The sequence below is a fragment of the Neorhizobium sp. BT27B genome, assembly GCF_050455485.1.
Taxonomy (GTDB): domain Bacteria; phylum Pseudomonadota; class Alphaproteobacteria; order Rhizobiales; family Rhizobiaceae; genus Neorhizobium.
This window is the reverse complement of record NZ_JBCIYT010000005.1, coordinates 325799-340417: the sequence shown is the minus strand read 5'-3', so window position 1 is coordinate 340417 and position 14619 is coordinate 325799. Positions and strand designations below refer to the sequence as shown.

The following is a 14619-nucleotide window of genomic DNA, read 5'->3' as shown; positions in this document are numbered from 1 at the left end:
TATTCGATCGACGATGGAAACGGCGGCGTTGCCACGGCAACCGTCCGCGTCAACATTACTGCGGTCCCGGATGCGCCCGTGATCGTCAAGCCGCTTCCCAACGACATTGTGCGTGCCGATGGCCAGGGGCTGGCGCTTGATACCGGCGATTTCTTCACGGACCCGGATGGCGATGTTCTCAACTACACGGCAACGGGCCTGCCTGCCGGCCTGACCATCAATGCCGCCACCGGCACCATTCTCGGCACGATCGACAAGAACGCCAGCCAGCTGAACGGCGGCGTCTACACGATCCGCATCACCGCCTATGACGGCGCCGGCGCGACCGGCAACAGCACTTTCCAGGAGTTCACCCTCAGGGTGACCAATCCGGGGCCGACAGCCGTCAATGATGCGGTGACCGTGGCCGAAGACGCCAGCATCGTCTTCAATCCGATCAGCGGTTTCAACACCGATGGCGGTCTCAACGGTACCAGCCGTGATATCGACCCGGATGGCGATCCGTTGACCATCACCGCCATTTCCGCCGGACACGGCACTGTTTCTGTGAACGCCGACGGTGTCACGGTCACCTACACTCCGAATGCCAATTTTAACGGCATAGACACGATCGTCTACACGATCTCGGACGGCAATGGCGGTGTCTCCACCGCAACCGTGCGTGTGACTGTCACGGCGGTCAACGACGCACCTGTCGCGACACCTATCCCAGATCGCACCGATGGCGACACCCAGCCGATCGATTTCAGCATCGCGCCGTATTTCAGCGATATCGATTCTGCGACGCTGACATTCGAGGTCTCCGGACTGCCGGGAAGCCTGCAATATTCGCCGGATGGCCGCATTTTCGGTGCGCTGGACAGCAGCGCCTCAACCGCTGTCCCGAATGGCCGCTATGCGGTAACCGTCACGGCACGCGACGGTGCCGGTGGTGTCACTACGCAGACCATCATCTGGACGATCACCAACCAGCCGCCTTATGCCGTCAACGATCAGTTGGGCGTCAGTGAAGGTAGCTCAGGCAGCGGTGACTGGCTGGGCAACGATTCCGATGATGACGATTTCGATCTCAGTCAGGTCAATGGCTCTGCCGCCAATATCGGCGTCGGTGTAGCCGGCTCGCAGGGCGGCACATTCATCGTCAATGCGGACGGCACCTATTCCTTCGACGCCGGCAATGATTTCGAGGATCTCGGCGCGGGCCAGACCCGTACTACCGTCGTCCATTACACCATCACCGATGTCGATGGCGCTTCCAGCACGGCGACGATCGCCGTCACCGTCACAGGCGTCAATACGGCGCCCGAGCAGCCAGCCTCGCTGCCATCAGTGACGATGGCGGACTATCAGGTCGTCTCGGGCACGCAACTGGCTTTTGCTTCGTATTTTACCGACCCCGACCTCGGCGACACACTGCGCTTCTCCGCCAGCGGCCTGCCTATGGGGCTGGACATGAACCCCGATGGCACGATTACCGGCCAGATTGCCAAAAATGCTTCGGTGCTGGCCACCAATGGCCGTTACGTCGTCACCGTCACGGCAACAGACCGTCTCACCGGTGGCCTGTCGACAAGCCAGACCTTTGTCTTCAACGTCACCAACCCGGCCCCGACCGCCGTCAACGACAGTTTCTCAACGCCCGAAGACACGCCGCTCGACAATATCAACGTCGTCGCCAACGATACCGACCCGGACGGTGACCCGCTCTCGCTCGACCCGACATTTACCCCGGTCGCCGCGAATGGCACCGTGACCGTCAATCCGAATGGCACCCTTCGTTATGTGCCCAATCTCGATTTCAACGGCACAGACACCATCATCTACCGCGTTACCGATGGTCAGGGCGGCGTCTCCACCGGTATCGTCACCATCAGCGTCAACGCCAGCAACGACGCGCCGATCACCTCGCCGATCGCCGACATGCAGCGCAACGACTACGATGTCATCAGCTTCGATACCTCGTCGCACTTCGTTGATCCCGAAGGCGACACGCTGACCTATGAAATCACCGGCCTGCCGCCGGGCCTCGAGTACAGTACCACGACCGGCATTATCACCGGCCAGATCGCCAGCGATGCGTCAGGCCCGATGGGCGCCCGCAGTTATGTCGTGTCGGTGAAGGCAACGGATCCGTCCGGGCTGAACAGCACGATCCAGTTCGTCTACATCATCAACAACGTCGCCCCTGATGCCAAGGACGATGTTGCATCGACTGACGAAGACACACCGGTCGATATCGATATTCTCGCCAACGACGTCGATCTCGACAACGACACCCGCACCGTCATCTTCGTCAATGGCGTCAACCTGACGCTTAACGGTCCTTCGGTCGCCACCACCAACGGTAGCGTCCAGCTGGTTCTGAACGGCGCCGGCGATCCCGTCCTGCGCTTCTCGCCGGCTACCAATTTCCATGGCACGGAGTCCTTCACCTACACGATCAACGACGGCAATGGTGGCAGCGACACGGCAAGCGTCACCATCACCGTCGATCCGGTCAACGATGCGCCCACCGCATCGCCGGTTCCCAACCAGAGCCAAGCGGACGGCTCGACCTTCAGCCTCGACGTTTCCAGCTATTTCTCCGATATCGATGGCGACGACCTCGATTACGTGGTCTCCAACCTGCCGCCCGGCCTCACCTACGACGCAGAAACCGGCATCATCAGCGGTCGTCTGGCCGCCAATGCCTCGGCGAGCAGCCCCTATACGGTCACCATCACCGCCTATGACCGCTTTGGTCAGGCGCCGCCAACCGGCCCCGGCCTTTCGGCATCGACGAGCTTTGTCTTTGCCGTCACCAATCCGCCGCCGGTTGCCGTCGATGACAGCTATACGACCGCCGAAGACACGCCGATCACCTTCAATCCGGTCACCGATGTTGCCGGCGCAGACAGCGATCCCGATGGCGATCCGCTGACGCTGGTCTCGATCGAAGGGCAGTCGATTGTTGCAGGTGGCAGTGTCACCGTCGCCAATGGTGTCGTCACCATGGACAATACCGGCAGGCTCACCTTCACGCCTGCCGCCAATTTCAACGGCAATGTCGCGATCTCCTATCGCATCAGCGATGGCAATGGCGGTTTTGACGATGGTCTGATCTCCATCACCGTCACCCCTGTCAACGACCCTGCCATCATCGATCTCAACGGTGCCGGCGCCGGCACCGACCGTGCGATCGATTTCGTCGAAGGCGGCGCTGCCGTCTCCATCGCCACGCCGGATGCTTCTGTCTTCGACGTCGAAGGTAGCATTGTTTCCATGGATGTCGCACTTGGCGGTTTCGGTGCCGGTGGTGCGCTCGAGATCGTCCATTTGAATGGCGTCGTCGACATTGCTTACGGTAATGCGTCGAGTGGCACGCTCACATTTGGCGGCACGACTTTCCGCTACACCTATAGCGGCAACAGCCTGCATATCGAGAATGCAGCCGGACCCAATGTCATCGTGCCGGATGCCGATCTCAGCGCCTTCCTGCGCGCCATCAGCTACGAAAACCGCAGCGACAATCCGGCAGCCGGTGTCCGTACTCTGTCCTTCACAGTTACCGACACGCTCGGTGCCGTGTCTGCAGCCTCCGTTACCAGTATCAACGTCATTCCGGTCAATGATGCACCCGTTGCCATAGACGATACCGGCACGACGACGGAAAACGCCGTCCTCAACGGCGGCTCGGTGCTCGCCAATGACAGCGATCCGGAAGGCCAGACCTTCACCATCGTCCGCGTCGGTGCAGCCGGTGCAGTCGGTTCGCCCGTGACGGGCAGTGACGGCGGATCGTTCGTGTTCGCCGCCGATGGCACGTATTCGTTCAATCCCGGCACGTCCTTCGACGACCTGCAGGTCGGTGAAAGCCGAACGACGTCTGTGACCTACACGATCCGCGATACGGAGGGCGCGGAAACCACCGCGACGCTCACCATCACCGTCAACGGTGAAAACGACGCGCCGGTCAACGGAACGACGACGATCCCCGTCATCGAGGACACGGTCGCCACCGGCACGCTCACAGCCTTCGATGTCGATGGGGATACGCTCAGCTTCGCGGTTGCCACGCAGCCGTCGCGCGGTACCGTCACCATCAGCCCGAACGGCGACTACACCTATACGCCGGCCGCCAATTACAACGGCCCCGACAGCTTCACTTACACTGTCAATGACGGTCGTACGACGGTCACCTTCACCGTCTCCGTCAATGTCAGCGCGGAGCCGGATGCTCCGGTGGCAACGCCGATCCCGACCCAGTCCTATAACGATCGCGATCCCGTCTCGATCAACGTTTCGGGTTATTTCTCCGATCCGGACGGCGATACGCTCACCTTCAGCCAGATCGGCCTGCCGACCGGCCTTACCATAAATGCGCAGGGCCTGATCACCGGCACGCTGGCCAGCAATGCCTCGGTCGCCGGCCCCTATGCGGTTACCGTCACCGCAACCGATCCGGCAGGCAACACCGTCGCCCAGACCTTCTCGCTTGCGGTCGCAAACCCTGCACCGATCGCCCGTGACGATCTGGTCCAGGCCGGCGAAAACCAGACCCGCACCGGCTCGGTCTTCGCCGACAATGGTTCCGGCGCCGATATCGACCCGGATGGCGACACCATCACCGTCTCCGCCGTCAACGGCGTGGCGGGCAGTGTGGGCGCTGTTGTCACCGGCTCTGCCGGCGGCACGTTCCGCATCGGCTCCGATGGTCAGTACCAGTTCGTGCCCGGCACGGCGTTCGATGCCCTGCGCGCCGGCGACACCCGCGCAACCTCCGTCACCTACACGATCTCCGACGGGCAGGGCGGTTTCTCCACCGCCACACTGACGGTCATCGTCACCGGCACCAATGACGCGCCGATCGGCGCCAATGGCACCGGCACGGTTGCCGAAGATGGTGCGCTGACAGCGGCTCTTCCCGCCGTCACCGATGCCGAGGGCGATACGCTGAGCTATGCGGTCGGCACGCCGCCTGCCAATGGCGCGGTGGTCATCCGCCAGGACGGCACCTACACCTACACGCCAAACCCGAACTATAACGGTACCGACACCTTCACCTATACGGTCAGCGACGGCACCGACACGGTGACCTATTCGATGACGATCACCGTCACCGCGGTCAACGATGCGCCCGTCATGCAGGACGTCTCGGTCTCGACGAATGAGGACACTGCGTTTAGCGGCCAGATCGTTGCCGTGGATATCGACAATGCCGCCAATTCGCTGGTTTATGCGCCATATGCAGCCCCGGCGCACGGCACTGTCACCGTCAACCCGAACGGCACCTATACCTATACGCCGGCGCTCAATTTCAACGGCACCGACAGTTTCCAGGTGATCGTTACCGATCCGGGCGGCCTGACCGATATCGCGACCGTCACCATCACCGTCAATCCGGTCAATGATGCTCCGGTTGCCGTCAACGACAATGCCACGACGCAACAGGGCATCGCCATCACCGGCAATGTCATCGTCGGCAGCGACAGCGATCCGGATGGGGATTCCATTCTCGTCATCGCAGTCGGCGGCACCACTTCTGTCGGCCTGCCGCTCGCCGGCAGCAATGGCGGCACGTTCGTCATCGCCTCTGACGGCAGCTATTCGTTCGATCCCGGTGCGGCCTTCAATGATCTGAGGGTCGGCCAGACCCGCACCACCACGATCTCCTACCAGATCTCCGATCCGGGTGGCCTGACCGCAACGGCGGTGCTGACGGTCACCGTGACGGGCACCAATGACACGCCGGTCGCCGGCCCGCTGCCCGACCAGACATGGAGCGATGGCCAGGCCATTTCCTACCCGACGGCCGGAACCTTCTCCGATCCCGATGGCGACACGCTGACCTATGCGATTGCTGGCCAGCCCACCGGGCTGCAGATCAACGCTGCCACCGGCGAAATCTACGGCACGATCGATCGCTCTGCGTCCGGCCTGACCGGTCGCAACGAATTTACGATCATCGTCTCCGCCAGCGACGGCAATGGCGGCACCGTTTCGCAGAGCTTTGTGCTGACCGTCATCAACCCGGCACCGACGGCTGTTGCCGACAGTTTTAGCGTCGCGGAAGGCGGCATTCTCGGCGGCAATGTGTTGACCGGCGGCGGCAATGGTCCGGATACCGATCCCGATGGCGATCCGCTTTCTGTCTCGCTGGTCACCCAGCCGGCACACGGCACGCTGACGCTGAATTCCGATGGTACATTCACCTATGTCCCTGTGGCGTTCTTCAATGGCACTGATACGTTCGTTTACCAGATCGATGACGGCAATGGCGGTGTCTCTTCGGCAACGGTCACGATCGCCGTCACCGCCGTCAATGATGCGCCGGTCGCAAACAACGACAGCTTTGCGATCGATGAAGACGGTTTTGCCATCATCGACGTTCTTGCCAACGACAGCGATATCGATCGTGATACCCTGGCGGTCACGCAGATCGATGGCCAGCCGATCTCGACCGGCAGTCCGGTCACGGTGACCGGCGGCACGGTATCGCTCAATGCCAACGGTACGATCACCTTTACCGCAGCGCCCGATTACTCCGGCACGCCGTCCTTCACCTATACGGTCTCCGATGGCGCGCTGACGGCGCAGGCAACCGTCACCGGCCTTGTCCGGCCGATCAATGATGCGCCGGTCAACACGCTGCCGGCCAGCTATTCCATGCTGGAAGATGGCGCGCTGCCGCTGTCCGGCATTTCCATCACCGATGTCGATGCCGGCAATGGTCCGATCACAGTGAACCTGACCGTCAGCGGCGGCACGATCACCGCCTTCAGCGGCGGCAGTGTCAATGTCACCGGTGGTGGCACCGGCACGATCGTGCTCACCGGCACGCTTGCCAATATAAACGCCTATCTCGCCAGCGCGGTGGCGCCGATCTACCGGCCGATCGCCGACAGCAATGCCGCTGTCAGCCTCACAATGACCACCAGCGATGGCGGCAATAGCGGCGCCGGCGGCGAACTGATCGCCACCAGCCAGTCGACCATCTTCATTCAGCCGGTCAACGATGTGCCGGTTGCGGAAAACCAGTCGATCTCGACCGCCGAGGATACGCCCGTCTCCGGCACGATCGTGGCAACGGATGCGGACGGCGATCCGCTGACCTATGCCGTCGTTACCCAGCCCGGAAACGGCACGGTCACGATCGATAATGCAGGCCGCTACCTCTATACGCCGGCGCTCGATTATAACGGCGCCGACAGTTTCCAGGTCGAGGTCCGCGACGGGCAGGGCGGTGTTCGCACGGTCACCGTTTCCATCGCCATCTCGCCCGTCAACGATGCCCCGACGGCGGCCGATGCTGCATTCTCCATGGATGAGGATGGCGGCCCGGCCACCGGTTCGCTGCCGGTCGCCACCGATCGCGAAGGCACAACCGTCACCTACGACGTCGGCTCGCAGCCGGCCAACGGCACGGTCTCGATTACGTCGGGCGGCCTCTATACCTATACGCCGCGCCCCGATTTCAACGGCACCGATACGTTCACCTATACGGTCAGCGACGGTCAGGCGAGTTCCAGCTATACCGTCACCGTCACCGTGCGCCCGGTCAACGATGCACCTGTTGCCGTCGATGTCGATGTCACGACGCCACGAAACCAGGCTGTCAGCGGCCAGCTGACGGCGGTCGATGTCGATAATGATCCGCTTGAATTCGCTCTCGCGACCCAAGCGATCAACGGCGTCGCCACGGTCGATGCGCTCGGCAATTTCACCTACACCCCGAATGCCGACTATTTCGGCTTCGACGAATTCACCTACACGGTGACCGATGGAACCGAGACGATCACCCACACGGTGACCATCAATGTCGGCTCCGACAATGCGGCGCCTGTTGCCGGCAATTACAGTTTCACCATCGATGAAGATACGCCTCTGGTTGATCGTGTCATCGCCACCGATCCCGATGCCGGTGACACGCTGAACTATTCAGTGGCAACAGGCCCGACGCATGGCGTCGTCAGCATGGGCACGGATGGTCGCTTCACCTATACGCCGACGGGCAATTACAACGGTACCGACCAGTTCACCTACCGCGTCTCGGATGGTCAGACGAGCGTCATCCGTACGGTATCGATCACGATCGATCCGGTCAATGACGCCCCGGTCGGCTCGAACGCCACGATTTCCGTCACCGAAGACGTAACGGCGAATGGTACGCTGCCGCGCGCCACCGATCCGGAAGGCTCCAGCGTCACCTACGCACTCGGCTCGACGGTGCCGGCAAACGGTCAGGTGACGATCGCGCCGAATGGCACCTATACCTATATTCCCAACCCGGATTTCTACGGTCAGGACACGTTTACCTACACCGTCAGCGACGGTCTGATCAGCAATAGCTACACAGTCACGGTCAACGTGCTCGGCGTCAACGACGCACCACGCGCCGGCAATCTGGCGATCGATACGCTCGAGGACACTGTCAAAACTGGCCAGCTGCCGGTCGCCAGCGATCCGGATGGCAACAATCCGACCATCACCTATGCCGTCGGGACAGGCCCGGCGCACGGCGCGGTCTCTATTTCCCCGACGGGTACCTACACCTACACGCCGGCCGGCAATTATAATGGCATGGACAGCTTCACCTATACGGTGAGCGACGGCCAGGCGAGCAACACCTATACGGTGACGATCACCGTTACCCCGGTCAACGACCCGCCGACCGGCTTCGACGACACGATCACCGTTGCCGAAGACACGCCCTATCCAGGTCGCCTGCCAACCGCCTCCGATCCGGAAGGCTCGCCGGTCTCCTACGGTCTGGCGGCAGGTCCTACCGAGGGCACGGTGACCATCAATATCGACGGCACCTATACCTATGTCCCGCGGCAGGATTATTTCGGTCAGGACAGCTTCCAGTATACGGTCAGCGACGGCGTTGCATCCGCGACCCACACGGTGTTCATCACCGTCACGCCGGTCAATGATGCCCCGCGCGGCAGTGATGCGACATTCCCGGCTACGGAAGATCAGCCGCTGAACGGGCAGTTCCCGGTGGCCACCGATCCGGAAAGTGCGATTGTTATCTACGGTCTCGGCACGCAGTCGCCGGCCCACGGAACGGTCACGCTCGGTACCGGAAATAATTTCACCTATACGCCGAACCCCGATTTCTACGGTCAGGACAGCTTCACCTACACGGTGAGCGATGGCACCGCGAGCGCGACCTATACGATCACCGTCAATGTCGCGCCGGTCAACGATGCGCCGGTTGGCTTCAACGGCACGATCACGGTGACCGAAGACACGCCCTATAACGATATCCTGCCGGTCGCGACCGATGTCGATGGCGATACGCTGACCTACGCGCTGGTCGGGCAGGCTGGCCACGGCACGGTGACAGTGCTCGGCAACGGACGCTACACCTATGTTCCGGCCGCTGATTATGTTGGCCCGGACTTCTTTACCTACACGGTCACCGATGGGCTTTTGACGACGATCCAGTACCGCATCGATATCACCGTCACCGATGTGAACGACGCCCCGCGTGGTGCGGATCTGACCGTCACCATGCCGGAAGACGGTGTTTCCAGCGGCCGCCTGCCGGTTGCGACCGATCCCGAAGGCGCAACGGTCGTCTACGCGATTGCCGGTGGAGCGGCACATGGAACGGCAACCGTTGATGCACAGGGTAATTACACCTATCGCCCGAACCCCGATTATAACGGTCAGGACACGTTCACCTACACGGTCAGCGATGGCTTGCTGTCCACGACATATACCGTCACCATCAATGTGACCCCGGTCAACGACGCGCCGCGTGCCGGCGACCTGACGTTCACCGCTACAGAAGATCAGACCTATACCGGCACTCTGCCTGCGGCCACCGATCCGGAAGGCCAGCCCTTCACTTACGGGGTCGGTTCGCAGCCGCAGCACGGCACGGCCACGGTTTCGGCCAACGGTACCTTCACCTACACGCCCAACCCGGATTACGATGGTCCGGACACATTCACCTATACGGTGACCGACGGTTTCGCGACCTCGACCTATACCGTCACGGTCAATGTTCAGGGTGACAACGACGCGCCGCGCGGCAGCGATGTGACGATCACCGCGACGGAGGATCAGGCCTATACCGGCCGTCTGCCGGTTGCCGTCGATCCGGAAGGCCTTTCCGTTTCCTATGATGTCGGCAGCGTCCTGCCGCAGCACGGTACGGTATCGGTGCAGCCCAACGGCGATTTCATCTATACGCCCTTTGCCGATTACAATGGCCCCGACACATTCACCTACACGGCCAGCGACGGCGTGATGACCTCGACCTACACGGTCACGGTCAACGTCACGGCAGTCAATGACGCGCCGCGCTCGAACGGTATCGCCATCAGCGCGTCCGAGGATCAGGTCTATAGCGGCACGCTGCCGCCGGCGATCGACCCAGAAGGCCAGCCGGTCATCTACGGTCTCGGCTCGCAGCCATTGCACGGTGTCGCAATCGTCGATGCCAATGGCAATTTCACCTATACGCCCAACCCGGATTACAGCGGTTCCGATACGTTCAACTTCACGGTGAGCGACGGCACGGCCACCAATATCTATACCGTCACGGTCACTGTCGGCGGTGTGAACGATCCGCCGCGCGGAAGTGATGATGCCATCACCGTCATAGAGGACCAGGCCTATCCGGGTCAGTTGCCTCTCGCCGTCGATCCCGAAGGGAATGCGTTCACCTATGAGCTCGGTGCTGCGCCGCTGCACGGCACCGTCACGATCGGCGTCAATGGCGATTACGTCTACACGCCGTTTGCCGACTATTTTGGTGCCGACAGCTTCACCTATACGGTCAGCGACGGTACCGCCTCATCGACCTACACGGTGTCGATCACGGTCACGGGCGTCAACGATGCGCCGCGCGCCAACAATACGGAAATCAGCGTCATCGAGGACGAGGCCTATACCGGCCGCCTGCCGGTGGCGATCGATCCGGAAGGCCAGCCTTTTACCTACGGTCCCGGTCTGCTGCAGCCACAGCATGGTAGCGTCATCATCGCCGCCGACGGTACATTCGTTTATACGCCTGCCGCCGATTACAATGGCCTCGACAGTTTCACCTATACGGTGAGCGATGGCACCGCGACGTCCACCTACACAGTCGAAGTCACGGTCGGTGCCGCCAATGACGCGCCTGTCGGCAGCAATATCACCATCACTCCGGTCGAGGATCAGGTCTATACCGGCCTGTTCCCCGTAGTCACCGACGCCGATGGTGATCCGGTCACCTATGGCATCGGTGTGCAGCCGCTGAACGGCACCGTCACGGGCGGTCCGGGTCGGAACTTCACCTATACGCCCTATCCGGATTACTCGGGTCCTGACAGCTTCACTTACACCGTCACCGACGGTGATGCGATGCAGACCTATACGGTGACGGTCAACGTCCAGCCGGTCAACGACGCGCCGCGCGGCAGCGATGCTGCCATTGTCGCGGTCGAGGATCAGCCCTATTCCGGCACGCTGCCGCCGACCATCGATCCGGAAGGCCAGTCGGTCATCTATAGCGCCGGCCCGCAGGCGCCGACACATGGTACGGTGACGATTTCTGCCAATGGCGATTTCGTTTACACACCGGCCGCCGATTACAATGGCCCCGACAGCTTCTCCTATACGGTGAGCGATGGTGACGAGACCGCGACCTATACGATCACGATCTCGGTAACGGCAGTCAACGACGCGCCGCGTGGTTCCGATCTGACGATTTTGGTCGAGGAAGACGAAACGGCCAGCGGCACGCTGCCGGTGGCATTCGATCCCGACAGCACCGGCCTCACTTATGGGCTGGGTGTGGCACCCCTCTACGGCGAGGCAACGGTCGATGCCGGCGGCAATTACACCTATATCCCCAACCCGGATTACAACGGTCCCGACAGCTTCACCTACACGGTGACGGACGGAACGGCGGTTTCCACCTATACCGTGACCGTCAACGTGACGCCCCAGAACGACCCGCCTGTCGGATCTGATGGCACGGCTACCGTCACCGAGGATGTGCCTTATGACGGCACCCTGCCGTTGGCGAGTGATCCGGATGGCGATCCGCTCACCTATGCGCTGGCCGGACAGGCTGTACATGGCACGGTCACCGTTCTTGGGGATGGCAGCTATCGTTACGTCCCTGCCGCCAACTACTTTGGCCCGGACAGTTTTACCTACAGCGTCACGGATGGCGTCAGCACCATCATCCGCACGATCAGCATCACCGTTCTGCCGGTCGCCGATGCGCCGGTGGGCTCGAATTACGCCTTCACCGTCGGCGAGGATGGCACGGCAAGTGGCACCCTGCCGGTCGCCACGGATCCCGATGGCCAGACGCCTCTCACCTATGGTCTCGGCTCGGCGGCCACCCATGGTGCCGTAACGGTCGGCCCGAACGGTGCCTATACCTACGTTCCTGACCCGGATTACAACGGCACCGACAGCTTCACCTACACGGTCAGCGATGGAAACCTGACATCCACCTACACGGTCACCGTCACTGTCACGGCATCGCCGGATGCGCCTGTCGGCGCGAATGGTGTGATCAACGTCATCGAGGACGTGCCCTTCGACGGCACGCTGCCGGTGGCAACCGATGCCGATGGTGATCCGCTTGCCTACGCATTGGTCGGGCAGGCAGCCCATGGCACGGTGACGATCCTGGCCAACGGAACCTATCGCTACGTGCCGGCGCTCGACTATTTCGGCCCGGACAGTTTTAGCTACAGCGTTACCGACGGACTGTTCACCCGCCAGTACACGATCAGCATCACCGTCGTGCCTGTCGATGACGCGCCACAGGGCACGGATGCCACGGTCGCCACGCAGGAAGATGTGCCCACCAGCGGCCAGCTTCCTCCTGCAACCGATATCGACAGCCCGAACGTCACTTACGGGCTTGCAGCCGGACCGGTGCATGGCGCTGTGATTGTCAATTCCGATGGCAGTTTCACCTACACGCCGGATCGCAATTTCAACGGCACCGACACGTTTACCTACACGATCAGCGACGGCACCTCGATCTCGACCTATACGGCAACCGTCTATGTCGCAGCCGTCAACGACGCGCCGGAAGGGTCTGATCTGTCGATCTCCGTCGGCCCAGGCGTGACGACGCAAGGCGCCTTGCCGGTGGCACTCGATCCGGAAGGCTCGCCGGTGACCTACGGGCTGGGAACCGCCGCCGCGCACGGCACGGTCACCATCTCCGCCGATGGCCGCTACACCTATACGCCGGCCGTCGGTTACAGTGGTCCCGACATTTTCACTTACACGGTCAGCGACGGTGCCGGCAGCAGCACCTACACGGTGACGGTTTCGGTCAGTGCGCCCAATACGGCGCCGGTCGGCTCCGACCTTGTCACCACCACGCCTGAAGATACGGCCGTCTTCGGCGCCCTTCCGGCGGCCACCGATCCAGATGGCCAACCGGTGCGTTATTTCCTCGGCGTCAATGCCGCGCACGGCACCGTCACCATCGATCCGAACGGTTTCTATCGTTACACTCCGGATCGCAATTACAACGGCACGGACGTCTTCACCTATGTCGTCAGCGATGGCATCACCACATCGAGCTACCGCGTCACCATCGAGGTAACGCCGGTCAACGATGCGCCGCTCGGTTCCGGCACCTCGATCTCTGTGCCGCAGGATGCGGTCTCGGCCGGCACGCTGCCGCCGGCGATCGATCCCGAAGGTGCTGCCATGACCTATGGTGTCGGCCGACAGCCGGCCCATGGAACGCTGGTCGTGCTTGCCGATGGCACCTATCGTTACCAGCCATTTCCCGGTTATTCCGGGCCGGACAGGTTTGTCTATACGGTCAGCGACGGCGAAACAGTCTCCTCCTTCACGGTCGTCATCACGGTCGTGTCGGCCGGCAGTCCGCAGCCGGAATTGCCGATCGGTACGATCGAATACGAACCGCCGGCGCCCAACTTCGGTGGCGATGTCCCGGCGGTCACATGGACGCCGGATCTCGACACGGCCAGCAATGCGTTAGCGCCTGCAAGCGGGACCGTCATGGAGAGCCTGAACGGCATTGCCGGCGATATCGGCGAAAATGGCCCGGTCGAAAGCGTCGTCAATTCGATCCGCTCGCTCAACGGCGTCGGCTCTCTGCCGGATGAGGCTGCCGTTCTCCATGCGGCCCGCCAGATCAGCGACTGGATCGAGAGCGGCCGCCGCATCGATGAGTTCACGGTCGGCTTCTACAAAGGCGGATCCAATACCCGCCTGTTCGACGGCCGGGAATCGCTGACTTGGTTCAGCGTCGATACGATGATCTATGCCGGCCAGCTCTACATCATGCCATCGCCCGGTTATGGTGATGATGCATCCTTCACGGTCACACAGGCGGACGGTTCGCCGCTGCCGGACTGGCTGCGCGCCACCCGCCAGGGCATCGTCATCGGCCATCCGCCGGCCGGCCTGCCGTTTATCGATCTGCGGATCAGCGGCATTTCGCCGGAAGGCGAGCCGGTGGCCGACGATGTCCGCATCGACCTGATGAACGGCTCGATCATGAACCACGAGAGCGATCGCGAGGCGTTGCTCATCCCGAGCCTGTTCTCCGACGAGCTGCAGTATCAGCTGACGATGGGCGAGGACGCCGCGTCCGATCTGTCGCGGGCATTGTCGCAGTGGCGGGAATAG

General features: G+C 62.0%; 1 protein-coding gene (running past one end of the window). It reads left to right on the top strand.

Annotated features, from left to right (window positions below; all coding sequences use genetic code 11):
• On the top strand, window positions 1-14619 hold the 3' portion of the coding sequence (locus AAIH70_RS15770; RefSeq protein WP_430034598.1) for an Ig-like domain-containing protein. 13629 nt of this gene lie to the left of the window's left edge; 14619 of the gene's 28248 nt are visible here — the last part of the coding sequence; its start codon lies beyond the left edge, outside the window; it ends in the stop codon at window positions 14617-14619.